22 protein-coding genes and 1 other RNA gene are annotated in these 25,683 nt (G+C 48.6%); 16 read left to right on the top strand and 7 right to left on the bottom strand.

Going from position 1 to position 25,683, the window contains the following annotated elements:
• Positions 1 to 9 precede the first annotated feature (9 nt).
• The 4 genes from KJY73_RS17055 (at position 10) to KJY73_RS17040 (ending at position 3,103) form a co-directional block, all read left to right on the top strand.
• Positions 10 to 834, top strand: coding sequence for a CheR family methyltransferase (locus KJY73_RS17055; protein ID WP_214344920.1), 825 nt, complete (start codon positions 10 to 12; stop codon positions 832 to 834).
• On the top strand, positions 831 to 1,445 hold the full coding sequence (gene cheD, locus KJY73_RS17050) for a chemoreceptor glutamine deamidase CheD (protein ID WP_214344919.1): 615 nt from the start codon (positions 831 to 833) through the stop codon (positions 1,443 to 1,445). Before KJY73_RS17055 ends, cheD begins: the two co-directional genes overlap by 4 nt.
• Before the next feature lie 9 nt (positions 1,446 to 1,454).
• Positions 1,455 to 2,501: a protein-glutamate methylesterase/protein-glutamine glutaminase gene (locus KJY73_RS17045; RefSeq protein ID WP_214344918.1), complete on the top strand. Its 1,047-nt coding sequence runs from the start codon at positions 1,455 to 1,457 to the stop codon at positions 2,499 to 2,501.
• Positions 2,502 to 2,638: 137 nt separating this feature from the next.
• Positions 2,639 to 3,103: a DUF6491 family protein gene (locus tag KJY73_RS17040; protein WP_214344917.1), complete on the top strand. Its 465-nt coding sequence runs from the start codon at positions 2,639 to 2,641 to the stop codon at positions 3,101 to 3,103.
• 112 nt (positions 3,104 to 3,215) lie between these two features.
• On the opposite strand, the gene ssrA is transcribed toward KJY73_RS17040, so the two are convergent.
• Both ssrA and smpB read right to left on the bottom strand, forming a co-directional pair.
• Positions 3,216 to 3,575: a transfer-messenger RNA gene (ssrA, locus tag KJY73_RS17035) on the bottom strand.
• Positions 3,576 to 3,669: 94 nt separating this feature from the next.
• Positions 3,670 to 4,149 (bottom strand): SsrA-binding protein SmpB, encoded by a 480-nt coding sequence (smpB, locus tag KJY73_RS17030; protein ID WP_214344916.1) that lies wholly within the window; start codon positions 4,147 to 4,149, stop codon positions 3,670 to 3,672.
• A 104-nt stretch (positions 4,150 to 4,253) separates the two neighbouring features.
• On the opposite strand from smpB, the gene KJY73_RS17025 reads away from it, so the two are divergent.
• From KJY73_RS17025 to KJY73_RS17015, 3 genes are read left to right on the top strand one after another with little or no spacing between them, the layout of a single operon-like run.
• Positions 4,254 to 4,688: a type II toxin-antitoxin system RatA family toxin gene (locus tag KJY73_RS17025; protein WP_214344915.1), complete on the top strand. Its 435-nt coding sequence runs from the start codon at positions 4,254 to 4,256 to the stop codon at positions 4,686 to 4,688.
• Positions 4,681 to 5,031, top strand: a complete 351-nt coding sequence (locus KJY73_RS17020; protein ID WP_206595938.1) for an RnfH family protein — start codon at positions 4,681 to 4,683, stop codon at positions 5,029 to 5,031. Before KJY73_RS17025 ends, KJY73_RS17020 begins: the two co-directional genes overlap by 8 nt.
• Positions 5,032 to 5,085: 54 nt before the next feature.
• Complete coding sequence (locus KJY73_RS17015) at positions 5,086 to 5,505, top strand: hypothetical protein (protein ID WP_214344914.1); 420 nt, start codon at positions 5,086 to 5,088, stop codon at positions 5,503 to 5,505.
• Between the two features lie 64 nt (positions 5,506 to 5,569).
• On the opposite strand, the gene KJY73_RS17010 is transcribed toward KJY73_RS17015, so the two are convergent.
• From KJY73_RS17010 to nadK, 3 genes are all read right to left on the bottom strand, one after another.
• Complete coding sequence (locus KJY73_RS17010) at positions 5,570 to 5,920, bottom strand: outer membrane protein assembly factor BamE (protein ID WP_206595937.1); 351 nt, start codon at positions 5,918 to 5,920, stop codon at positions 5,570 to 5,572.
• Positions 5,921 to 6,148: 228 nt separating this feature from the next.
• On the bottom strand, positions 6,149 to 7,816 hold the full coding sequence (gene recN / locus KJY73_RS17005; protein WP_214344913.1) for a DNA repair protein RecN: 1,668 nt from the start codon (positions 7,814 to 7,816) through the stop codon (positions 6,149 to 6,151).
• Between the two features lie 100 nt (positions 7,817 to 7,916).
• Complete coding sequence (gene nadK / locus KJY73_RS17000) at positions 7,917 to 8,798, bottom strand: NAD(+) kinase (RefSeq protein ID WP_214344912.1); 882 nt, start codon at positions 8,796 to 8,798, stop codon at positions 7,917 to 7,919.
• A gap of 188 nt (positions 8,799 to 8,986) precedes the next feature.
• Here nadK and grpE point away from each other — a divergent pair, with 188 nt between their 5' ends.
• The 6 genes from grpE (at position 8,987) to dapB (ending at position 15,428) form a co-directional block, all read left to right on the top strand.
• A complete protein-coding gene (gene grpE, locus KJY73_RS16995; protein ID WP_214344911.1) occupies positions 8,987 to 9,577 on the top strand; it encodes a nucleotide exchange factor GrpE in 591 nt (196 codons plus the stop codon).
• A gap of 118 nt (positions 9,578 to 9,695) precedes the next feature.
• Positions 9,696 to 11,615, top strand: coding sequence for a molecular chaperone DnaK (dnaK, locus tag KJY73_RS16990; protein ID WP_214344910.1), 1,920 nt, complete (start codon positions 9,696 to 9,698; stop codon positions 11,613 to 11,615).
• A 139-nt stretch (positions 11,616 to 11,754) separates the two neighbouring features.
• Positions 11,755 to 12,885, top strand: coding sequence for a molecular chaperone DnaJ (gene dnaJ, locus KJY73_RS16985; protein WP_214344909.1), 1,131 nt, complete (start codon positions 11,755 to 11,757; stop codon positions 12,883 to 12,885).
• Positions 12,886 to 12,981: 96 nt separating this feature from the next.
• Positions 12,982 to 13,767 carry a carboxylesterase family protein gene (locus tag KJY73_RS16980; protein ID WP_214344908.1) on the top strand — a complete coding sequence of 262 codons (786 nt, stop codon included), beginning with the start codon at positions 12,982 to 12,984 and terminating at the stop codon, positions 13,765 to 13,767.
• Between the two features lie 23 nt (positions 13,768 to 13,790).
• Complete coding sequence (locus tag KJY73_RS16975; RefSeq protein ID WP_214344907.1) at positions 13,791 to 14,504, top strand: substrate-binding periplasmic protein; 714 nt, start codon at positions 13,791 to 13,793, stop codon at positions 14,502 to 14,504.
• A 120-nt stretch (positions 14,505 to 14,624) separates the two neighbouring features.
• Positions 14,625 to 15,428, top strand: a complete 804-nt coding sequence (gene dapB, locus KJY73_RS16970) for a 4-hydroxy-tetrahydrodipicolinate reductase (protein ID WP_214344906.1) — start codon at positions 14,625 to 14,627, stop codon at positions 15,426 to 15,428.
• Positions 15,429 to 15,540: 112 nt separating this feature from the next.
• Here dapB and pulA read toward each other — a convergent pair whose 3' ends face one another.
• Both pulA and KJY73_RS16960 read right to left on the bottom strand, forming a co-directional pair.
• On the bottom strand, positions 15,541 to 19,581 hold the full coding sequence (pulA, locus tag KJY73_RS16965) for a pullulanase-type alpha-1,6-glucosidase (RefSeq protein WP_214344905.1): 4,041 nt from the start codon (positions 19,579 to 19,581) through the stop codon (positions 15,541 to 15,543).
• A complete protein-coding gene (locus tag KJY73_RS16960; protein ID WP_214344904.1) occupies positions 19,578 to 20,243 on the bottom strand; it encodes a hypothetical protein in 666 nt (221 codons plus the stop codon). Before KJY73_RS16960 ends, pulA begins: the two co-directional genes overlap by 4 nt.
• Positions 20,244 to 20,838: 595 nt before the next feature.
• On the opposite strand from KJY73_RS16960, the gene carA reads away from it, so the two are divergent.
• Genes carA through greA form a run of 3 tightly spaced genes read left to right on the top strand, consistent with a single transcriptional unit; the run spans position 20,839 to position 25,681 of the window.
• Positions 20,839 to 21,972, top strand: a complete 1,134-nt coding sequence (gene carA, locus KJY73_RS16955) for a glutamine-hydrolyzing carbamoyl-phosphate synthase small subunit (protein ID WP_214344903.1) — start codon at positions 20,839 to 20,841, stop codon at positions 21,970 to 21,972.
• An 11-nt stretch (positions 21,973 to 21,983) separates the two neighbouring features.
• Complete coding sequence (gene carB / locus KJY73_RS16950) at positions 21,984 to 25,205, top strand: carbamoyl-phosphate synthase large subunit (protein WP_214344902.1); 3,222 nt, start codon at positions 21,984 to 21,986, stop codon at positions 25,203 to 25,205.
• Positions 25,205 to 25,681, top strand: a complete 477-nt coding sequence (gene greA / locus KJY73_RS16945; RefSeq protein WP_206595325.1) for a transcription elongation factor GreA — start codon at positions 25,205 to 25,207, stop codon at positions 25,679 to 25,681. Before carB ends, greA begins: the two co-directional genes overlap by 1 nt.
• Positions 25,682 to 25,683 lie beyond the last annotated feature (2 nt).

Genomic DNA, 25,683 nt, shown 5'->3' with positions numbered 1-25,683 from the left:
GAGCCGAACGTGAACTCAGGTGAAAAGGAATTCGCTTATACCCTGGCTGATTTTGAGCAAGTGCGTAAGTTACTGTATCAGTTGACTCGTATCCATCTTGCCGACAGTAAAGACTCGATGGTGTATAGTCGTCTGGTCAGACGCTTACGCGCGCTGAAAATCCCCGGATTTAAGCAATACTTGCAATACGTACAAAGCCATGAAGATGAAGTGCAGCACTTTATTAATGCACTGACGACCAATTTGACCGCATTCTTCCGTGAATCCCATCACTTTGACCTACTGTCCGATTATTTGCGTCGGCACAGTGTTAAGCGTATCTGGTGTGCTGCAAGCAGCACAGGTGAAGAACCTTACTCCATTGCCATGACGGTTGCTGAGACCTTTGGACGTTTTGACGCTGGCATCGAGATCATCGCGTCTGATATTGATAGTGGCGCGTTGCAAACGGCACAAGCGGGGATCTACGCTGAAGAACGAATTAAGTCGATTACCAACGAGCAGCGAAAACAGTTTTTTTTAAAAGGCAAAGGCGCACAGCTTGGCAAGGTAAAAGTGGTTCCCGAATTAGCCAGGATGGTGTCATTCCGCAAAGTTAATCTGACGGATAAGAAATGGGATATAGATGGGCCTCTAGATGTGATTTTTTGTCGTAATGTAATGATTTACTTCGATAAACCAACGCAGATGGAAATATTACAACGCATGATTAGTCTGCTTAAACCTGATGGAATCTATATCGCAGGGCATTCCGAAAACTTCAGCCATGCGACTCATCTGGTTAAGCCTCTGGGGAAAACGGCCTATCTTCCTGTCAGGATGCAGTCAGCATGAGCGCCTTTGACTTGAACGACCAATATCTAGCGCCAAACCGTTATTTTGACCGGCATTTTGAATGTGACGCGGTGAAGATTTTGCCCGGAGAATACTACGTCACGGCTGATGGACTCATGATAGTAACGGTGCTCGGCTCATGTGTGTCTGTATGTCTGCGAGATCCCATTCGTTGTATCGGTGGTATGAATCATTTCTTACTGCCAAATGAGGGAGGCAACGACAACTCAACCTGGTCGGAATCAGCCCGTTATGGTGCTTACGCCATGGAGATTTTGATTAATCATCTGGTTAAGTTAGGGGCGAATCGCAACAGCCTTGAAGCCAAAGTATTTGGTGGGGGAAATGTATTGCGAGGCTTGACATCAAATACCGTAGGAGAGCGCAACTGTGAGTTTGTGTTGGAATACTTACAAATTGAGCAGATACCCGTGGTAGCCAGTGACTTATTGGACCAATATCCACGTAAAGTCTATTTCTTTCCCCATACCGGCAAGGTGATGGTACGTAAAATTAAATCCTTACATAACACCACTATTATGGACAGAGAAAGCGAATACAGGATGCGTATTCGTCATGCACGAAAAAGTGGTGATGTGGATCTTTTTTAAGGACTGCGTATGACGATAAAAGTGCTGGTTGTCGATGATTCTGCGTTGATAAGACAGTTGCTCGGCGAAATCATTCGACAGTCTCCGGATATGCAATTAGTCGGTGTTGCCCAAGATGCCTATGTGGCCAGGGATATGGTTAATCAATTTGCCCCTGATGTTATTACTCTGGACATTGAAATGCCCAAAGTTGACGGGCTGACCTTCTTAGATCGCCTAATGAAGGCCAGGCCAACGCCGGTATTGATGATTTCTACACTTACCGAAGCCGGTGCTGAAGCAACACTTCGAGCGCTTGAGTTGGGGGCGGTTGACTTTATTGCCAAGCCCAAGCTGGATGTGGCGCAGGGAATTGCAGAGTACAGCCAGCAAATTCTGGATAAGATCAGAATGGCAGCTACATCTCACGTGCGTAGGGCTCGCAGAGGAGAGAGTGGTCCACCCGCTAATTTTGTAAATAGCGGCACTGAAAAGCTTATTGCCATAGGCGCGTCAACGGGCGGTACCGAAGCGATAAAAGAAGTTCTGCGAGAGCTCCCAGCCAACAGTCCCGCAATTGTGATTACGCAGCATATGCCGCCAGGTTTCACTACCACTTACGCCAAACGTCTAGATAGTATTTGTGCAGTGTCCGTTAGTGAAGCCAAAGATGGTGAACGAGTCCTGCCCGGTCATGCCTATATTGCCCCTGGCAATTTACATATGCATATCGACAAATATGGGGCTGATTATCGGATTAGTCTGCTAGATACGGAACGAGTCAGTGGGCATAAACCCTCAGTTGATGTGATGTTTAATTCTCTGGCTAAGTGCGCTGGAAAAAATGTACTAGCGATCATTCTAACGGGAATGGGAAAAGATGGGGCTATCGGTATGCAGGCTATCAAAGCTGCTGGTGGGGTGACATTGGCCCAAGATGAGCAGAGTTGTGTGGTTTTTGGTATGCCGAAAGAAGCTATTAGGTTGGGGGCCGTTGACTCTATATTACCGCTGGAAGAAATTAGCCGTATGGCATTAGCAGAGCTTAACCGGTTGGGGGCTGGCACAAGGCTTTAGTCTATATTTGTTAACGCTTTATTACATTTTTGTCTGTTTATTGAGCGCCAGTAGTAACTTAGTATGACCTGTATACACCAGAACCCTCTGTTGTATAGAGATGCAGATTGCGGAAATAATTCTAAAAAGGAAATCTGATGAAATTCAAACTGCTTATAGGCTGCTGTGTATTGGTGATGAGTGGATGCGCATCCACAGATAGCGGCTCAACTAATAACATTAAAAGTGAAACTCTCTATAAGGATTTTATTGCCAATCAAGAACTCAAAAGTATTGAAAAGGCAGACCCTTTTATCCTCGCTGACTATATGATTTTAGATAAGCAGCATGTTGCGTTAACTGCAAGGAACAGAAAATACTTTTTAGCCGAGTTATCAAATGCACCATGCGCAGACCTTGAGTTTTCCGAACGAATAGGATTGCTGCAGCTTGAAAGGGACGCTGTCACGGCAGGTGACCAAATTGTCAGAATTGGTTTCGAACAACAAGGCTGCACAATTGAAACGCTCTACAAATTAAATCGTGTGCAATATGAAGAGTTATCAAATCTGAATATCAAGCGTCGCTATAATGCTGATATTAATGCCCCAGCTCGGTTTTAATGATTTCGGCTTAGGCGGCTTTGTGTTGACCTCAAGCCTCGAATCTAAATAGCTTAGATGCAGAACTTTAATCAATAAAAAACCCCGCATCTTTCGGTGCAGGGTTTGTTATTGGTGGAGCTGGCGGGACTTGAACCCGCGTCCAGAAAGCGTCAACCGTCGGTACTACATGCTTAGTCTGTCTTTTATTTAACTACGTTGGACCCCGGCAGACAGGGTTCCTTGTAGCTGTCCTGATACTATTTCGCGGTTCAACCTCAGGAAGTTTCCCTCGCTAGTCCATGATGATGACCTTCCGAACCTCTACCCATGGACGAGGCCAGAGTGGAAGGGCACTAAACCGGTTATTAAGCGGCTAGAGCGTAGTTTTCGTCGTTTGCGACTACTTTAAAGTGGCTTTTTTAAGAGGCCAGCCACAACCTCTGCATGCACCTCGGGCGTCCAGAATCCTGTCGAATCCAAAATCAGCCCCGAAAAGCGTATTGCCCTTTAAGGACAAGTGCTGACATCATAGCACAAGCAAATCATGTTTGTCTCTCAACTTATTGCAAGTGGTTGATTGTTAATCAGCTTTTGTGTTTCATCAGGCGTTCTTTCTGACGCGCCCAGTCTCTGTCCTTAATGCTGTCGCGCTTATCCTGACTTTGTTTACCCTTCGCCAGATAAATCTCCACTTTTACCCAGCATTTCTTCCAGTACATAGCGGTCGCCACTATGGAATAACCTTTTTGCTCCCTGGCACCCAACAGACGATTTAATTCGCGCTTATTCAGCAGTAACTTACGGCTGCGATCCGGGTCACAAATTACATGGGAGGACGCTTCCTTTAAGGGCTGGATTTTACAGCCCAGCAGAAAGGCCTCACCGTTCTGAATAATCACGTAAGCGTCGGAGAGATTCGCCTTACCGGCACGGATACTCTTAACTTCCCAGCCCTGCAAGGAAATACCTGCCTCGAATTTGTCTTCAAGGAAGTATTCATGCCTGGCTTTTCTGTTCAGCGCTATGGTGCTGCTTTGATTTGATTTGGTGTTCTTCTTTTTCATGGGCGCGTATTATACTGCAACGAATTTTTTTGTCTGCGACAGCGCATAAAATATTTCTTTGCAGACATTGGCATACCTGAGAAAAGGTAGACAGAGGAGAATCGATGCCAAACGTGAATCGCAGTGCACTGGTTGGTTACAGTGCCGAATCCATGTTTGATCTGGTTAATGATGTGAATGCTTATCCCCGTTTCCTACCCGGTTGTGCTGATACCCGCATCTTAGAAGCAGATAATGACTTTATGAAAGCCTCGTTGCTTGTTAGCAAAGGAGGGCTGAAGCAATGGTTTACGACCCAGAATCACCTAAAACGTGGCGAGTTTATACAGATGCAACTTGTGGACGGTCCATTTACGCATTTGCGCGGAGGATGGCGTTTTATTCCTCTGTCTGAGCAAGCCTGCAAGATTGAACTTAACCTGGAGTTTGAGTTTTCTAGCAAACTTGCAGAAATGGCTTTTGGCAAAGCTTTTTCGGCTATTGCCAGTAATATGGTGGCTGCATTTACCGAACGCGCCAAGGAGGTTTACCGTGACTGAAAAGCAGATTCGTCTGGAAGTAACCTACGCATTGCCTGATAAGCAAGCCCTACTGGAAGTGATAGTAGAGAGAGGGTGCACAGTTGATGAAGCTATTAAGGCTTCTGGAATACTAAAACGCTTTCCTGATATCAATCTGGATGAAGCCAAGGTTGGCATATGGTACCGGACTTGTAAGCTCACTGACGAACCAAAGGATGGCGATAGAATAGCCATTTACCGTCCATTAATCGCAGATCCCAAAGATGCCAGACGCCGCCGGGCAGAGAAAGCTAAAGACGAGGGCAGGGCAGATAAAGTAACAGGTGGGAGAGTTAATTCGCTTCGCTCTGGACAAGAATAAGTTCTCATACGATGCGTTTAGTGTTGCGCTCACCATCAAAGACAAGGAAGAAATATGAAATCAAGTTGGTTGGTAATGTTGTCAATTTTGCTCAGTACCGCTGCGGTAGCAAATCCTTACAACGGCAACTGGTATTTCGTGAAAGGACAATACACCAGAGATAATGGTGAGGTTTCACTTGCAGATAATAGTAGTTTGGTTGCGGTAAAGAGTGTTTTGGATAATAAGTTTTCACTGACGAACACTGAAAATGGTGTGTTTCTGGGGTATTTGTCGGGAGATTTTATTGTTGAAGGTAGCCAGTATAGCGAATCTATAAAAGAAGGCACTCGGTCTGAACATATTGGTAAAACCTTTGTGTTCTCTGGCTGGTTAGAGCACAAAGAAGAGTATGGACGTACCATTACGTACTGGCACCACAAAGGCTTAGTCGATGGAGTTAAGGAATATGAAGTGTGGCAAAAGCTGGAATAGCGTTATTCGCTGAATAGCAACACATCTTCCTGCCAATATTAGCGGGAAGATGTGCTAATGAGGATCATTGATCTAGGGGCGTATTAAACGTCTCGGGTAAGTCAAAGTCACCTTCAACTTTACTTATCTTACCTGCATCAAAATAGATGATGAGCTCTTTACGAATATGTTCATCACTCATGCCACGTTTCATTGTATAGACGTAGTACCATTTATCCTGATTGAAGGGATCATTCACCACAGGTTGACCAAGAATGTAAATTACCTGTTCTTTGGTCATCTGAATACGCAGCTTGTCTACGTCTTTTTGATCCAGGTAGTTACCCTGAGGAATATCAATACGGTAAATCCAACTACTGCAAGCCTGCAGGCTGGCCAACACTATAAGGCTGATGGCGAGTTTTTTGTACTTCATGTTGTTCTGGTTCTCTGAGGAAGGCTGCATCCTAACGTAGTTGGCTTGTAGCTGTCCAATTCCATACATCAAAGTTAGTCGGTTTTATGCTCAGTCTTACACTGAAATACCGGATAAAGAAGCGCCCGAAACAGCATCAACCTGTTCCGGGCTCCTCCACGCACTAAACTGATAATTCGCTGGTTGATAAATGGGGATCATCAGCAAATTTTCAATGCATTGGAAAAACTACAGACCCAAAAGTTCCCTGGCATTAGCCAAAGCGGTGTCGGTTAGCTTATCACCTGCCAATAACCTTGCCAGCTCCTCTATACGTTGCTGCTGCTCCAGTGGAATCATGTGTGTTTCAGTGGTTTTGCCATCACTAAATTTTGTCACCAACATTTGATGATGAGCACAAGCGGCTACCTGAGGTAGGTGAGTCACACACATCACTTGTGCATCCTTGCCCAGTTTTCTGAGTAGCTGGCCTACTACCGATGCTGTTGGTCCGCTAATGCCTGTATCTACTTCGTCAAATATCATGGTGGGCACTTTATGGTTAGTGCTGGCAATAACCTGCACTGCCAGCCCAATACGGGATAACTCTCCACCAGAGGCGACTTTTTCCAGGGCATCTGCTGGCTGCCCGGGGTTTGTGGCGACCATAAACTCTATGACATCCTGCCCGTGACGACTGATCGCTAACTGTGAGTCAAAGCGCACCTGAATGGAAAAACACGCCTGATTCATGTTCATTTGGCGGATTTCCCGCTGTACTTCATCTGCAAGCTTTGTCGCCGCTTTTTGTCGTGATTGGCTTAAGGTTTCTGCTGCTTGAAGGTAATCCTGCCTAAGTTGCTCCAAGGTAGCCGCTAAGGCCTCTAATTGATTGTCATCTTGCTGTAATTGTGAGAATTCCTGCGCCAGGGACTGATGATATTCATACAGTCCTTCTGGCATAACCTGGTGTTTTCTGGCCAATTCCATGGCTCTTGAAAAACGCGCTTCTACTTGCTGCATTCTGAAAGGATCAACTTCCAGGTCATCTATATAGTCGCGAAGTTGTTGGGACGCTTCATCCACCTGGATATTGGCTTCAGAAAGCAACTCAATAATAGGTGTCAGACTGGCATCGTGAGCTTGTAGTTCTGACAACCTGTCGATAGCGTGTTGGATAATAGATAAGGCATTAATATCGTCAGCATCATAGAGCTGATGGAAGCTAAGCTGAGATTGCTCCAACAGAGATTGGCTATGGCTTAAACGCTTGTGCTCGATTTCGAGCTGTTCAAATTCACCATCTTCAATGGCAAATTCGTCCAGTTCCTGAACCTGGTATTCCAACAGTTGTCGCCGAGCTTCCCGATGCTGCTGATTATCCTGCAATTGCTGATATTGTTTGCGGGTATCCAGCAATAGTTGGTAACGCTTGGTCAGTTCTTGCTGCAAGTTAGGGTGGTTGGCATAACTATCCAGCAATTCTCTTTGCACGTCTGCCTTTAGCAATTGCTGATGGGCATGTTGGCCATGAATACTTACCAGATATTGCCCCAGACTTTTGAGCTGCTGTAAGGAAACTGGTGCGCCATTGATATAAGCCTTGGAGCGGCCTTCCGCAGAGATTACTCGGCGAATTACGCATTCTGGTTCATCTTCTTGTAGCTCTTGCGTGGCAAGCCATTGCTGCGCTAAGGGGAGATTGTGCAAGCCAAAACAGGCGGTAATTTCCGCTTTATCGGCGCCTTTTCTTACCATGCTGGCTTCTGCTCGATCGCCTAGACACAGACTTAATGCATCAATGGCAATAGATTTACCTGCACCGGTTTCGCCTGTAATGGCGGTCATTCCGCTTTGTAGTTCAATATCCAGCGACTGGACAATAGCAAAGTTGCGTATAGAGAGTTGAAGCAGCATATAGTCACCTGTTTATCCATACAGTTAGCTGTAACTATATACAGTAATTTTGACTTGTCCAGATGGTGATGGAAAAATATTCTACGTACCATCTCTCGGCCTAATAGAGCTTACTTCCCCAACCGAGTTTGGTACGTAGAACGTTAAAATAGTTATAACTTTTAGGGTGGATTAAACGCAGTGTATAGGGGTTTTTACGCAGTTGAATCTCGTCCCCTGGCAATACACTGAGTACTACGTGGCCATCACAACTGACTTGCAATGCTTCGCTGTTGTCGTGGGAAACCACCAGGCGTACCACACTGTTTGCATCCACTACAATGGGACGGCTGCTAAGAGTATGAGGAAACATAGGAACCAAGGACAGCGCATCCAAATTGGGCGTCATAATAGGGCCGCCACCTGACAGAGAGTAGGCGGTTGACCCAGTAGGGGTTGCCACAATTAAACCGTCAGAGCGTTGGCTGAATACAAACTGCTCATCAATATGTACCTCAAATTCCATCATATGCGCCACTTTGCCGTGGTGGAGCACGGCTTCATTCACGGCGGCATTGCTGCTTTTAAGCTGCCCATGACGGAATACTTCCACTTCCAGTAAAAAGCGCTGTTCGGTGGCATAGTCTCCGGCAAATATGCCATCTAACTCTGTGGTGATGTTATCTGGGTGAATATCGGTCAAAAAACCCAGATTACCGCGGTTAACGCCGACCACCCCGATATTAAAGCGCGATAATACGCGTGCCGCACCCAGCATATTGCCATCGCCGCCCACAACTATGGCTAAATCGGCATGCTCGCCAATAGCAACCAAGTCCATCACTTCCGGTGTTTCCACATTCAATTCGCTGGCAACACGTTCTTCCACTAGTACACGTTTGCCTTTGCTGCGTAAATACGCATAGAGGGCTTGAAGGGTTTCACTCGTGCCCTGATGGTGGGGTTTGCCAATAAGGCCGACACAGTCGAAATGTTGGTGCATGCTCGGAAGTTCTAAAAAGGGATGCTATCTACTTGAAAATAATAAGGGTTAGCCGGCAAAAAGTCGCTGTTTAAAGTGCATAACCGGATAATTTGCATGGAAATGTTGATTTACCCCTTGAATCACAACCTGCCACCCCCATTTACCCAATCGTTTTTGGCATTCTTTTAGGTATTACGGAGAGGCGAATGAGCACCGAGCAGCAGCCACAACAAGAACAGCAGGCGCAAGAAGAGGTTATTCAAGAGCAAGTTCAATCAGAACAAACTCCTGAGCAACAGCGCATTGTTGAATTGGAAAATGCCCTGGCACAAGCAGAATCGAATCTGGCAGAGCAGAAAGATTCTGTACTGCGGGCCAGAGCGGACATGGAAAATGCCCGTAAGCGCGCTGAGGCTGAAGTGGACAAAGCCAGAAAGTTTGCGCTTGAGCGATTTGCCGGTGAACTGTTAACCGTTATTGATAATCTGGAGCGCGCGCTGCAAGTTGCTGATGCCTCCAATGATGCGGTTAAGTCACTGGTTGAAGGGGTCGCCATTACCCACAAGTCCTTTATTGCGACTATTGAAAAATTCGGCATGACGGTGATTGATCCGCAAGGACAGCCGTTCAACCCGGAATTGCATCAAGCCATGGGCATGCAGGAAAGTGCCGAGCTTGAGCCTAATTCAGTTATAGCAGTCATGCAGAAAGGTTATGAAATTAATGGTCGTTTGTTACGTCCGGCTATGGTCATGGTGTCTCGTGCACCTGAAGGTGGCGTGGACGTACAAGTGTAATTATTCACGAATAAACACATTTTATTTGGGGAATTTTTTTCGCCCGCTTGTTGAAAACAATCGAGCCAAACCCCACAAAGAAAGCATAAGTTTTTAAACGAATTTTCGGAGTAACGTCATGGGCAGAATCATTGGTATTGACTTGGGTACAACCAACTCTTGTGTTGCCGTGTTAGACGGTGACAAACCTCGTGTAATTGAAAATGCGGAAGGGGATCGTACTACCCCCTCCATCATCGCCTTCACTAAAGATGGTGAAACCTTGGTTGGTCAGCCAGCCAAGCGTCAGGCGGTCACTAACCCTAAGAACACCTTGTTCGCTATTAAGCGTTTAATTGGGCGTCGTTGGGAAGATAAAGAAGTTCAGCGCGATATCGACATCATGCCATTTGGCATTATTAAGGCCGACAACGGTGACGCCTGGGTCGATGTGAACGATAAGAAAATGGCGCCTCCGCAGATCTCTGCTGAAGTGCTGAAAAAGATGAAGAAGACCGCCGAGGATTATCTGGGCGAAGAAGTAACTGCCGCGGTTATTACCGTACCTGCTTACTTTAATGACTCACAGCGTCAGGCGACTAAAGATGCTGGCCGTATCGCCGGTCTGGAAGTAAAACGTATTATCAACGAACCTACCGCCGCAGCCTTGGCTTACGGTATGGATCGTAAGAAAGGCGACAACGTTGTTGCCGTATACGACTTGGGCGGTGGTACTTTTGATATCTCCATCATCGAGATTGATGAAGTTGAAGGCGAGCACACTTTTGAAGTACTGGCGACCAACGGTGACACTCACTTAGGTGGTGAGGACTTCGACAACCGCCTGATCACTTATCTGGTTGATGAATTCAAGAAAGAGCAGGGCATAGACCTGCGTAAAGACCCGCTGGCTATGCAGCGTCTGAAAGAAGCCGGTGAAAAAGCCAAGATTGAGCTGTCTTCAGCCCAGCAAACTGAAGTGAACCTGCCGTATATTACGGCTGATGCTTCAGGTCCTAAGCACCTGACCATCAAGGTAACCCGTGCCAAGCTGGAATCTTTGGTTGAAGACATGGTTAAGGCGTCTTTGGAGCCAGTGAAGCAAGCCTTGGCTGATGCTGACCTGTCTGTTGGTGATATCCACGATATCATCCTGGTCGGTGGTCAAACTCGTATGCCACTGGTACAGAAATACGTGACTGAGTTCTTTGGTAAAGAGCCGCGTAAAGACGTAAACCCAGATGAAGCGGTAGCTGTAGGTGCTGCAATTCAGGGTGGTGTACTGGCCGGTGATGTGACCGACGTATTACTGTTGGATGTTACCCCTCTGTCTTTGGGTATCGAAACCATGGGCGGCGTAATGACTAAGCTGATTGAGAAAAACACCACTATTCCGACTAAGAAGTCGCAGGTGTTCTCAACTGCCGAAGATAACCAGTCCGCAGTAACGGTACACGTACTGCAAGGCGAGCGTAAGCAAGCCTCTGGTAACAAATCACTGGGTCAGTTCAACCTGGAAGGTATCCGTGCTGCCATGCGTGGTCAACCGCAAATCGAAGTGACCTTCGATATCGACGCGGACGGTATCTTGCACGTGTCTGCTAAAGACAAAGACACAGGTAAAGAACAGAAGATCACTATCCAGGCTTCCAGCGGTTTGTCTGAGGATGAGATCAACAAGATGGTTCAGGACGCAGAAGCTAATGCTGAAGCCGACAAGAAGTTTGAAGAACTGGTGCAAACCCGCAACCAAGCTGACGGCCTGGTGCATGCTACCCGTAAACAGGTAGAAGAAGCCGGTGAAGCCTTGGGCGCAGATGACAAGGCTAAGATTGAAGAAGCCCTGTCAGCACTGGAAACGGCCATCAAAGGTACGGACAAAGAAGAAATCGAAGCCAAAACTCAGGCCTTGATTGAAGCGTCCGGCAAATTGATGGAAGTCGCTCAGGCCAAAGCTGCCCAAGGTCAAGCCGAGGGTGAAGGTCAGGCTTCTGCAAAAGCCACGGATGACGATGTTGTGGACGCCGAGTTCGAAGAAGTCAAAGACGACAAGAAATAATAATCTTGTGTCCTGTTAACGTGGCCGCCTATGCGGCCACGCTTAAGTGGGGTCAGCGTAAAATTACTCTGTTAGCCAAAGGTAACTTGTTAATTTTACGCTGGCCCCATTTAGCTGTATTCGGGAGCTAGTGAGCAATATGTCCAAACGAGACTATTACGAAGTGCTGGGCGTGGCGAAAGACGCCGCCGAGCGAGACATCAAAAAGGCTTATAAACGCCTGGCAATGAAATATCACCCTGACCGCACTCAGGGCGATAAGGCATTGGAAGAGAAGTTCAAGGAAATTCAGGAAGCTTATGAAGTCCTGACCGACGAACAAAAACGCGCTGCCTATGACAGATTTGGCCATGCCGGGGTTGACCCTAACCTCGGCGGCGGTGGGCATGGCGGCCATGCGGATTTTGGCGACATCTTTGGTGATGTATTTGGTGATATTTTTGGCGGTGGACGCCGCCAGTCCCGTGCTCGTCAGGGTTCAGATCTCAGGTACAACCTGGAAATGTCTCTGGAAGATGCGGTCCGGGGCAAGAACGTAGAAATCAAAGTGCCTACCTTGGTGGGCTGTGATGAGTGCGATGGTTCTGGTGCGAAAAAAGGTACCTCGCCGACCACTTGTCCAACCTGTCATGGTCAGGGTCAGGTGCAGATGCGTCAGGGCTTTTTTGCTGTGCAGCAAACCTGTCCTACCTGTTCCGGACGGGGCAAGATCATTGCCGATCCTTGCCGTAAGTGTCATGGCCATGGCCGCGTAGAAAAAACCAAGACCCTATCGGTTAAAGTACCGGCAGGGGTGGATACCGGTGATCGTATTCGCTTAAGCGGCGAAGGCGAAGCAGGGGAAATGGGCGGACCGGCGGGAGACTTGTATGTGCAGGTGCATATTAAAGATCACCCGATTTTTGTTCGCGACGGCAACAACCTGTATTGCGAAGTGCCTATTAGTTTCACCCGTGCTGCCCTGGGGGGCGAGATTGAAGTGCCGACCCTGGACGGCAAGGTGAAGCTAAAAATTGCCCCTGAAACCCAGACTGGTCGTATGTTCCGTTTGCGCGGCAAAGGGGTTAAATCGGTACGCAGCGGCTCGGTAGGCGACTTAATGTGTAAGGTGGTGGTGGAAACCCCGGTCAACCTGACCAGTCGTCAGAAAGAGTTGCTTGAAGAGCTGGATAAATCCATGGGCACCGGTGACGAAGCGGCTAAATTCCGCCCCAAGGAAAAAGGTTTTTTCGACGGCGTTAAGAAGTTTTTCGACGACTTAACTAACTAAAATTATTAGTTATTTGAAAGCCCCGTTCAGTTTGCGGGGCTTTTTTATTTGTCGTAACATGTTTGGGAGTTGTAAAAAAATTACGAAAAGGAAAGCATGCGTATATTAATCACAAGTATCTTAGTTTTATTAGGGTTTGGGTTGAAGGCGAAGGAGCAAGACCTTTATCAGCCTCTTGTGTATCAGCATAATGGTAGTGAACTACCTTACAGGGTGCTGTATCCAAAGGATTTTGATGCAAATAAACGGTATCCCTTAGTACTCTTTTTACATGGTGCAGGCGAGCGGGGGAATGACAACACCCAGCAGCTTACCCATGGTGCCGCGTTGTTCACCGAAGAAAGCGTGAGAACAAAATATCCTGCTATTGTAATTTTCCCACAGGTTCCAAAAGAGCAGTATTGGGCTAATGTAAATATTGATCGCAGTACACAGCCTTTAAGCTTGGTTTTTTCCTCCAGTCCAACTCCAACAGCGGTTATGGCAAAGACTATTGCTTTGATGGAAGACTGGACCGCAAGACCCTATGTAGATGACAAAAGAGTATACGTAAGTGGCTTGTCCATGGGAGGTATGGGGACATTCGAAATACTCTATCACAAGCCTGATATGTTTGCGGCTGCGGTAGTTATATGTGGTGCTGGGGACGCAGCTTTTGCCGATACGTATCGAAAAGACATGCCATTTTGGTTGTTCCATGGTAATCAGGATAAGGTAGTGGATGCTAAGTATACGCAGATAATGTCTGACGCTATTGGCGCCGCTGGTGGGAAGGCTAGAGTAACTTGGTATCCTGAGGTGGGTCATGACAGTTGGAACAATGCCTTTGCTGAACCAGAATTGCTTCCCTGGCTGTTTTCTCATTCTCTACCGATTAACTGACGCGTTTTTTCTGGAGTTGTAAGGTGCGAAGGGGATTGTTATTGGCATTGTTCTGTTGGGTTGCCAGCAGTGTGGCATCTGAACGCATCGTTCGGGTCGGATTGAACTATTCCGCTCCCTGGGCTTATTCCAATGAACAAGGCGTATTGCAGGGTATTGATCACGACATTGTGTTCCAGGCCCTGTCTGCGGCCGGTTATCAGGTCCAAATTGAGCTTTTTTCTCATGAGCGCATGTTGCAAAAATTCAAGGCACGCGAGCTGGATTTTGCCAGCCCTATTGCCTTCGACATACCCGGCGCACATAAGAGTCTGCCGTATATGGAGATCCAGGATATCGCGGCCAGTTTGACCAGTGCAAACTTGAATGTAGCGCAATTGTCCGATTTGGGCGACAAGCGCGTGGTGGCCTATCAAAAAGCCATAGATGTACTGGGTGAGCCTTTTGCTCTGGCCCTGAAACCGCAGAATTATCTGGAAATGGTGGAGCGGGATCGTCAGTTTGATTTGCTGTTTAGCGGCAAAGTTGACCTGGTTGTCGGCGATAAATTAGTGCTGGAATATCATAGCCGAAAAATGTACGGCGAGGGTCAGATTCGAATTCACCCCCTGTTTGCCAAGCAAACTTACCCAGCCGCCGCTTGGGATCCCGACATCATCAAAGCCTTTAACCAGCATTTGATAGTGATGCAAAAGAAGGGCGACATTCAGGCGCTGATGCGCCTCCCAAGGCCTTAGTTCAGCCCATCTTCGATGCTTATTCCCAAATCAGTAATTTATATGGACGTTTAGATGGCTGACTGGCGCATGAAATTAAGGCACAATCCCAGCCAGGTCAAAGAATCGGATTGAAATAGCATGAATGTGGGGATATTTGGTGCCAATGGTCGCATGGGCAGAGTGTTAATTGATGCCGTGCAACAAGAGCCTGAAGCTAGCCTGAGTGCAGCGCTGGTACGCAGCGGCTCTGACTGGCTGGGAATGGATGTTGGTGAACTGGCTGGGATCGGCAAATTGGGCTTGGCCGTCAGCGACAGACCCGACGAGCAAGCCGCCAATCTTGATGTGATGATTGACTTTACCTTACCCGCAGCGCTGGAAGCTAACCTCAATTGGTGTGTCGCGCAGAATAAACCTGTTGTTATCGGCACCACAGGATTGAGCCCACAACAGTTGGACATGCTGCATCAAGCTGCTAAAAAGATCCCTGTGGTGTTTGCCGCTAACTACAGCGTGGGTGTTAACCTGCTGCTGAATCTCTTAAAGCAAACCGCCAGAGTAATGGGGCATAGCTGCGATATTGAAATATGGGAAGCTCATCACCGCAATAAACTCGATGCTCCTTCTGGTACTGCCATGGCAATGGGAGAGGCCATTGCCGATGAGCTCAACTGGGATTTGAATCAATGCGCAGTATACGGGCGAGAGGGTCATACCGGCGTCAGACCCCAGCAACAAATCGGCTTTGCCACCATACGTGCCGGTGATGTAGTAGGGGAGCATACCGCCATGTTCGCTGATATTGGTGAGCGCATTGAGCTTACCCATAAAGCCAGCAGCCGGCTGACCTTTGCCAAAGGAGCGGTTCGCGCGGCGCTTTGGCTTAAAGATAAACCGGCCGGTTTATATAATATGCAGCAGGTGTTAGGGCTGGAAGGGTAGTCCCTGTTTTATTGATGGTATAGAAGCTTCTATCAGTCGATGGGAATAGATAGCAGGTCAGGATACCGCTCAAGCCTCTGGCCTAACTGAACGGTATCCGTGTTTACAGCACCTAAGGCATACTTATACTCAGTAGTGGTGCACTTAGGTTGTTGGCATTCAGGCTAATCCGGTACTCGCCGGTATTGGCTAATATCAGCATCAGGTTATCATTGGAGCCGGGCTGCAAAGCCACAGTGTCCCCTGACGCAATCTGCCAGGCACCACCCAGATTTGCCCCGCCACTTGCCCCCCAATCCGCATCGGCCACTTTAACCTGATGTGAGCCAGCTGGCAGAGTTAACAGGGCTTCGTAAACGCCTCCACCCACATAGGCCAAAGGCATGCTGGTGCCCCAACCATTAAGGCTGCCTCTTAGGTAAAGCACATGGCTACCGTAAGGTGCAGGAATGCTGCCTGGATCGCTTGCCGTTACGGTCAACTGTGGACTGATTGGATCGTCTGCCACCAGTTCGAATCGGTAGTCTCCACTTTGCGGAATGCTCAGACTCAGGTTATGACCCTGCTGATAGAGTGTCTGTGTAGCACCTAGTGTGAGCGCGAATCCTCCACCTAAATTAGCCATGTCAAAATGCGTATCGGCTATCTTGAATTCAAACTGACCCGCATCCAAAGTAGTTTGTAGTAGGTAACGGTTGTTTCCTTGATACTGAAAAGGTGTCGAGGTATCCCAGTTATTGAAGTCGCCACGCAAGTAGAGGGTTTGCTCTGCATACGGAGGTAGGGCGCTGATGCCTTCGCCTTGCTGGCCTTGTTGGAGCTTAACAAACACAGCCGTTGTATAAGCTGGCACTGTTACCACTCCGGCAATGGCACTGGCTTGCTGGACTATTTGGTCCTGCGATAGTTGCTGTAATGGATGCAGAATAAAGTCATCCGCTACCGGACCAGCAAACTGCCGACTGTGACTACTGCTGTTGAACACCACCACAATAGCATCCAACTGCGGATCCAAATCCACTAAGCCAATACCGTCATCCAGACTCATTACAATCAGTCCTTGTGTCTGATTAGGGCCTGTGTTGTGAAATTTAATCCGCTGTCGAACTTGTTGTGCATCGGTCAGAGAAAACAAAGGGCTGCTGGTGCGTATTTGCAAAAACTCCTCGAACATTGCGGCACTAAGCGCAATGGCTGTAGCGCCCACCAGGCTATTGGGATTGGCACTGGCGGCACTGATTGCTGGCCAGTTCTGCTGATTATCGGCGGCTCTGGGCAGGCCTATGTTCCAGTTATTGTCTTGCATACTGACATCAACCCGGTTGAACCAGTCGCCCGAATCATATGTATTGCGATCAATGGACTTTGAGCGCAGTAATTCAGAGCCAAAATGCAAGAAGGGTATACCCTGACTAAGCAGTGGAAAGCTAAGTGCCTGAGCCTGAATACGGACCCGCTCTTGTGCATTCAACTGGGCGGGTAGAACCAGTTGCAGCTTATCCCAAAGTGTTTCGTTATCGTGCTTAGATACGTAGTTAACTGTATCAGCGGGATCATCGGCATATCCAGCTGGCTGGCCATTCCACTGGTATTCATGGGCTGACAGATAGCTGCCACTGGCTGCTTCGAAGGCGAAACTACTGATATTGCCAACCAGGCCAATTCGGGCCGTATCTTGCTGATGTAAGCTGCCATTGGCGACGAACAAGTCGCCACTTCTAAGGGCCTCGCGCTGACGATCAGAAAAGGTTCCGACTTCGGTCCCTGCCATGGCCAATTGCGAGGCTTGGACAAATCGCCTGTTGTCTGTGACCTCACCAAAGTTCCAGCCTTCGCCGTAAAAATAGGTGTCGGGATCCACAGCTCTGACGGCATCGCGGGCATCAAGTATGGCCTGGCGGGGGATATGTCCCATGAGATCAAAACGAAAACCATCGAAGCCGAATTGCTCGGCAAAGATCACTAATGAGTCATTCATTAGTTTTGCCATCATACGCATTTCGGTCGCGGTATTTTCACAGCAGGTTGAGTTTTCAATCCGGCCACTGTACTCGTTAAGGCGCTGATAGTAACCGGGTACCAGCTTGTCCAGCACCGCGTTGTTATTGAGGCCTGATGAGGCGGTATGGTTGTATACCACATCCAAAACCACGCGCAGCCCCATACTGTGTAAGGCCTGGTTCATGGCTCGCATTTCAAGAATACGGGCGGGCCCGTCAGGGTCACTGGCGTAGCTACCTTCTGGTGCAGCAAAATGCTGAGGATCATAACCCCAGTTAAAGCCATCCAAAGCGCGCATGGCATCAACCAGCGCCTGGGCATCGGCACTATCTGGACTATAGCTGGTGAATACTTCAAGTAGTGAGCGGTTGGGATCTTCTACCCCACAAACCGGCGCATTGGCATTGAATTGACATAGACGGCCTACGCTATCGTTAATGTCGACTCGTTGCGAGCTATCTTCCTCAATTGAGGCGATGTCGTTGGCCGGCAGCAGATGAATATGAGTCAGCCCTGCTTGTTGTAAACGCTGAAGATGTTGTACCGATTGGCTGTTAATTTCGGTAAATGCCAGGTATTTTCCGCGGTTTTGCTGACTGACGCTTTCATCCCATATACTGAAGTCTCGAATATGGGTTTCATAAATCACATTCGCCTCCGGCACACTGACCTCAGGGACCATATGACCGTCCCAATTGTTCGGTTTCAGGTCATTGTCTTCAAGGTTAACAAATTGGCTGTACTGGCCGTTAGTGGACAAACTGACGCTGTATGGGTCGGTGGCAATCAGGGTTTCAATGGCATCGGTAGCAGGGTGAAAGACCTCAATCTCAAACCGATAGAAATGGCGATCCAGACTGGCTTTGTTGGCGCTGTATGTCCAAATACCGGTGTGTTCGTCTTTGTGCATCTCGTGACTATTCAGCAAGCTTTTGGCCTGATCAAAAACCTGTAGCGACAGTTGCCTGGCGGTAGGGGCCCAAACCGATACTGTTACTTGGTCACCGGCATAGGTGAGACCGAGTGCCGATTCATCGGCATCCGCCTCGTTTCGCGTGTACAGATGGTCCAGCAATCTACCAATTTGCACACGGGTGATATCAACCAGGTTGCCTGTATTGTCCAAAGCCACGGCCACGAGTTGTGCCTTTATCAGAGACTTGGCTTGCGCGTCTGTGACCGATAAGTTGAATCCTTTGAATCCGCCCAGATGTGGATCTTGTTGGTAGAACTGCGGACTGACCGTTGCAGGCTGTAATGGAATAAAGGCAAGGTTTGCCAATATGCTGGTATCAAGGGGAGAGAGGTTTGCTGAGTGACTGTAATACAACCGATATTCGGCTGCGTCGTCTGTTGCCCAAAGCAGGGTATCGGTGGCCTGCCAATGTGCGCGGGCACCATCAAGGAATAGTGGACGCTGGATGATAGGCTGATACCAAATCTCAGGATAGCCATCAAAGGTAAAGGCCTGGTTGCCTTTTTGTGGCTCAAAGCGACTGTTGTCCGGGCCGAGTGCCTTGTCGTTGCCCTTATGAATTATGAAGTTGTAGCAATTGGCACCAGGTTCAATGTTTAGAATGTAGTAAGCACCATAGTCCGGATGTATCCCATCTGCAGGGTAAGGCGTTGACCAGTTATTAAAATAAGGGGCATCTGTGGTCGGAGCTGCATAGTTACCACAGCCTTCACCATTCCATAAATGCAGGCCCCAGCCGTTATAGTCTTGATCGTCGCGTTGATAAAATATCGCAATCTGATGTTCGCCAAGCACCAAGCCTGTACCTATGGCTTGGCTTTGCAGCGCTAAAGTTAACGCGAGGGGGACGCGGCTTAGGGCCAACTGAATGCTGAATTCTGTACTTTGTCCGGCAGCCAGGCTGTTCACATTCAGGTCAATATAGGGCTTGCCTTCTACCTCACCGCTGCTGTTGAGAATGCTGTGGCTGGTGTTTTCGATCAGCACGCGCATCGGCCCTGATATAAGCTCAGTACCTTGGTTGGTCAGTGTGACTTGGCTGACATACTGACGATTCACCCGATCAAATAACGGTTTTGTGGCGTAGCTGAAATGAGCTTGGGATTGTATTTGCCACTGCGCGAGGACAGGCAGTGACAACACGCAGAGTAAGAATCCTATCAGGCGGGTTTTCATTGTGCTCTCCTTCTGCGTACACATAAGGCCGCGGCACCTGCCAACATCAGAAGGGGGAGGCCGGGTTCATTAATAGATGACACAAAGGTGTTTAGCTGCACATTATCGATGGCCAGCGTCGAGAATAGTCCGTCGCCAATGACCGCACCTTCTTGCAATGTGAAGTCTAAAAACCAGCCGGTTTGATTATAGAAACTGTTGTCCAGCATTATGCTGAATGTGCCGGCGGCATAAGTGGATGATTGTAATAAAACCCCAGACAAGCCATCTGCGCCATATAAGTTGCCCAGGCCATCATTTAGCCCAACATTAAAGTAGTCACCTAATTGCGGATCGCCATCGTTGCCAAAGAAATGCCAGTCAAAACTCAACCAGAGCTGTTCTCCCGTCTGCACTTGCAAGTCCAATTCCTGATAAAGGGTGTTGGCGAAGAATGCCTGGGTGCTCTGGCCATCATCCACGCTTAACAAAGCTCGGCAGTTTCCTGCCTGATTTTCAATCGTAAAGTCCTGGCCTGCACTGGGTGAGCCGAGCCCGTCGGTATCTTGCTGCCAGTGACTAAAATCGCAGCTTTGAAAATCGCCATTGCCAATCATCGCTGCCTGGCCGGGGGCCGCCGCGAGTAAACACAAGGGCAATAACAGGGTTGAATATGCTTTCACTGGACACTCCATTTGTTGAATAGTGAGTTAACAAAATTGCTACAAGTTGCTGACCTTAGTTGAACAAAAACTCACCGCACAAGCATGACTTAGCCATTTACGCCATGAATACGTATGCAAGCTGGATAAAGTAAAAGAATGGCCTGTTTGGGTATTTGGGCGGGCAAGTGTGGCGCTTTAGCTGTATTGAGCAACGTCATAGCCGAAGAGCCTGATGACTCAATCGATCGTTAAGTAACGGTGATAATTAGAGATACATTATGTGGTTCACGCTGGGCAAAATGTTTCTATGGGAGAGAAGAAAAAGCATAGGCATTCTAGCAATTACTTGTGTTTTTGTGTGTTTAGACAAGAATTTATGATTAAAGCCCCATTTGTATAATATTTCTAATTCAGAATAGACGAATTAAGCAAACTAATGTAGACTACTAAGAATTTGCCAAAATTTTGCTTTTTACCGGGGGAATCCGGCTTGCAGAGCCAGCAAAACAAGTAAACGGGATGTAAATTAGCAATTTACACCCGTTTTTTTTAGGTTGCCAAAATATCCATATTGCTTAGTTAACGGGATATGGATAGCGAATAGGAGGTTGACTTGACTAAATCCGCCCTTTTGGTCCTTGAAGACGGTACAGTTTTCAAAGGGACCGCCATCGGAGCCGAAGGTATTGCTGTTGGAGAGGTGGTGTTTAATACCGCCATGACAGGATATCAGGAGATCCTTACCGACCCGTCCTATGCGGAACAGATAGTAACACTGACCTATCCCCATATCGGCAACACCGGGACGAACGAAGAAGATCAGGAATCCACCAGTATTTGGGCCAAAGGCCTGATCATCAGAGATCTTCCCCTCATTGCCAGTAACTTCCGCAACCAGCAAAGCCTTTCAGATTATCTTAAGCAGCACAATATTCTCGGTATCGCCGACATTGATACGCGCCGCCTGACACGCATTCTGCGTACCACTGGCGCGCAAAACGGTTGTATTGTGGCCGGTGATAACCTGGATGAAGCGAAAGCTTTAGCGGCAGCGAAAGGCTTTCCAGGACTTAAAGGCATGGATTTGGCCAAAGTGGTATCGACCAAAGAAGCCTTCGTGTGGAATCACGGCTCCTGGCGTTTAGGTAAAGGTCATGATGAAAATCGTCAGGATCTGCCTTTCCATGTCGTCGCCTATGATTTCGGTGCCAAGTTGAATATTCTGCGTATGCTGGTTGACCGTGGCTGTAAGCTAACCGTAGTGCCCGCACAAACCTCTGCTGAAGACGTCCTGGCGCTGAATCCTGACGGGGTGTTCCTGTCCAATGGCCCTGGTGACCCGGAACCTTGTACTTACGCAATTGACGCTATCAAAGCCATTCTGGACAAAGATATTCCGGTATTCGGTATCTGTCTGGGGCATCAGTTGCTGGCACTGGCCAGTGGTGCCAAGACCATCAAGATGAAACATGGTCACCACGGCGCTAACCATCCGGTGAAGGATATTCCTAACAGCCGTGTGATGATCACCAGCCAGAACCACGGTTTCGCGGTAGACGAAGACAGTCTCACCGACAACCTGGAAGTGACGCATATCTCTTTATTCGATAAAACCATTCAGGGTATTCATCGTACCGACAAACCGGCCTTCAGCTTCCAGGGACACCCTGAAGCCAGCCCGGGACCGCACGATGCTGCACCATTGTTTGACCATTTCATCGAATTGATTGCGGCCAGCAAGAAGTAATAGGGGGAAGCATGCCAAAACGTAATGATATACAAAGTATTCTGATTCTCGGCGCTGGCCCTATTGTCATCGGTCAGGCCTGTGAATTTGACTATTCCGGTGCTCAGGCCTGTAAGGCGCTGCGCGAGGAAGGCTACCGGGTGATTCTGGTGAACTCCAACCCGGCCACCATCATGACTGACCCGGAAATGGCCGATGCCACTTACATCGAGCCGATTCACTGGGAAGTGGTGAAAAAGATTATTGAAAAAGAGCGCCCAGATGCGATTCTGCCTACCATGGGCGGCCAGACGGCACTAAACTGTGCACTAGAGCTGGATAAGCACGGCGTACTGGCTGAGTTTGGTGTGGAAATGATCGGCGCGACTGCTGATGCCATCGACAAAGCCGAGGACCGTGAGCGCTTTGACCAGGCTATGAAGAGCATAGGTCTGGAATGCCCCCGCGCTGAAATTGCCCACACCATGGAGCAAGCCCATGATGTGCTGTCGCGTATCGGCTTCCCTTGTATTATTCGTCCATCTTTCACTATGGGTGGTACCGGCGGCGGAATCGCGTACAACATCGACGAGTTTGAAGAAATCTGCCGTCGTGGTCTGGATTTGTCTCCCACCAACGAGCTGCTTATCGACGAATCTTTGATTGGTTGGAAAGAGTACGAGATGGAAGTGGTACGCGATAAAAACGATAACTGCATTATCGTATGTACCATCGAAAACTTCGACCCCATGGGTATTCACACCGGCGACTCAATCACTGTTGCACCAGCGCAGACGCTGACCGACAAAGAGTTCCAAATAATGCGTAATGCAGCCATGGCGGTATTGCGTGAAATCGGTGTGGAAACCGGCGGCTCCAACGTACAGTTTGGGGTTGACCCTGAAACTGGCCGTATGGTGATTATCGAGATGAACCCCAGGGTATCTCGTTCATCTGCTCTGGCCTCCAAAGCAACAGGGTTCCCTATCGCCAAAGTGGCGGCCAAGCTGGCAGTGGGCTATACGCTGGATGAGCTGGCTAACGATATTACCGGCGGTCTGACCCCAGCCTCGTTTGAACCGGCTATCGACTACGTGGTGACTAAGATCCCACGTTTTAACTTCGAAAAATTCCCTGGCGCCAACGACCGTCTGACCACGCAGATGAAGTCGGTAGGTGAGGTGATGGCCATAGGTCGTAACCAGCAGGAGTCCTTGCAAAAAGCCATTCGCGGTCTGGAAATCGGCTCACACGGTTTTGACTCTGTGGTTGACATCAACGACCCGGAAGCCAAAACCAAGATTATCCGTGAACTGCGTGAAGCCGGGGCCGAGCGTTTGTTCTATATCGCTGATGCCATGCGTATCGGTATGACGGTGGATGAAATCTTCGGTCTGACTAACATCGATCCTTGGTTCCTGGTACAGATTGAAGAGCTGGTGCAGCTTGAAATCGAGGTTACTGAGCGTGGTTTGTCAGGCATTGATGAAGAGCTGATGCGTAAGCTTAAGCGTAAAGGCTTCTCTGATGCCCGCCTGGCAGCCCTGACCAACGTAGCGGAAGAAGATGTGCGTGGTAACCGTCGTAAGATGGGTATTGTGCCGGTTTACAAACGGGTAGATACCTGTGCAGCCGAGTTCGCTACCAGCACTGCCTATATGTACTCCAGCTACGATGAAGAATGTGAAGCCAATCCATCCAACCGCGACAAGATCATGGTATTGGGCGGTGGCCCAAACCGTATCGGTCAGGGTATCGAGTTTGACTACTGCTGTGTACACGCGGCCCTGGCCATGCGTGAAGACGGTTACGAAACCATTATGGTTAACTGTAACCCGGAAACTGTGTCTACCGACTACGATACATCGGATCGTTTGTACTTCGAGCCGGTAACGCTGGAAGACGTACTGGAAATCGTCCGGGTTGAGCAGCCTAAAGGTGTAATTGTACAGTACGGTGGGCAAACCCCGCTGAAACTGGCTCGCGCCCTGGAAGCCAACGGTGTACCCATTATCGGTACCAGCCCTGATGCCATCGACCGTGCCGAAGACCGTGAGCGTTTTCTGCAGATGGTGCATAAGCTGAATCTGAAACAGCCAGCCAACGCAACGGTCAGCAATGTTGAGCAAGCGTTGGAACAGGCTGAGCGTATCGGCTTCCCGCTGGTGGTTCGTCCTTCCTACGTGTTGGGTGGCCGCGCCATGGAAATCGTTTACGACATTAAAGATCTGAAGCGCTATCTGAATGAAGCGGTAAAAGTGTCTAACGACTCTCCGGTATTGTTGGACCGCTTCCTGGATGACGCCATCGAAGTGGATATTGACGCCATTTGCGACGGCGAGAATGTGGTGATTGGCGGTATCATGGAGCACATCGAGCAAGCCGGTGTTCACTCAGGTGACTCAGCCTGTTCATTGCCTCCTTACAGCCTGGACAAAGCCATTCAGGATAAGATGCGCGATCAGGTAAAAGCCATGGCGCTGGAATTGGGTGTAGTGGGTCTGATGAACACCCAGTTTGCGGTTAAAGGCGGCGAAGTGTACTTGATTGAGGTTAACCCTCGTGCTGCCCGTACCGTGCCTTTTGTTTCTAAGGCGACGGGTGTGGCCCTGGCCAAGGTGGCAGCGCGTGCTATGGTGGGACAAACCCTAGTACAGCAAGGCGTTACAAAGGAAATTATTCCGCCTTACTACTCAGTAAAAGAAGTGGTGATTCCTTTTGCCAAGTTCCATGGTGTTGACCCGTTGCTAGGCCCTGAAATGCGCTCTACCGGTGAGGTAATGGGCGTGGGTGACAGCTTCGAAGAGGCCTATGCCAAGGCAAACCTGGGTGCCAGCGCACCATTGCCTAAGCGTGGTAAGGCGTTGTTGTCTGTGCGTGAAAACGACAAGCGTCGTCTGGTTGAATTGGCGAAGGCCATGCTGGCCAAAGGCTTTAAGCTGGAAGCCACCAGAGGGACTGCGCAGGTGATTACCGAGGCCGGTCTTGAGTGTGCAGTGGTCAACAAACTGTCTGAAGGGCGTCCTAATATTGTCGACGCCATCAAAAACGGTGAGTACTGCTACATCATCAATACTACCGAAGGGCGTCAGGCAATTAACGATTCCGTGTATATTCGTCGCGAAGCACTCTTGAATAAAGTGGCGTATACCACCACTATGAATGCAGCGTTTGCTACCATGCATGCCCAGGAAGCCGATGACCGGGCCCGGGTAAGCTCCGTACAGGAATTACACGAGAGAGTAAGTCGTTAATGCAACAGATACCCATGACAGCTAAGGGCGCACAAATGCTGCGCGAAGAGCTGAACCATCTGAAGTCGGTTAAGCGTCCTCAGATTATCCAGGCCATAGCCGAAGCCCGTGAACACGGCGATCTTAAAGAGAACGCCGAGTACCATGCTGCTCGTGAGCAGCAGGGCTTTTGCGAAGGACGTATTCAGGATATTGAAGCCAAACTGTCGGTGGCACAGATTATTGATGTCACCAAGATGGCCAATAATGGCAAGGTGATTTTCGGTGCAACCGTTGCTTTGCTGAATCTGGATACCGAAAGCGAAATTACCTATCGCATCGTGGGCGATGATGAAGCGGATATCAAAAACAACCTGATCTCCGTTAATTCACCTATCGCCCGTGGTTTGATTGGTAAAAGTCTGGATGACGTTGTACAGATTCAGACGCCTGCCGGTGTTGTGGAATATGAAATTATTGAGGTTGAGTACCTGTAATT

This window comes from Bowmanella yangjiangensis (assembly GCF_018531185.1).
Taxonomy (GTDB): Bacteria; Pseudomonadota; Gammaproteobacteria; order Enterobacterales; family Alteromonadaceae; genus Bowmanella; species Bowmanella yangjiangensis.
Note: the sequence above shows the minus strand (reverse complement) of the source record. Positions and strands in the feature narration are given on the sequence as shown.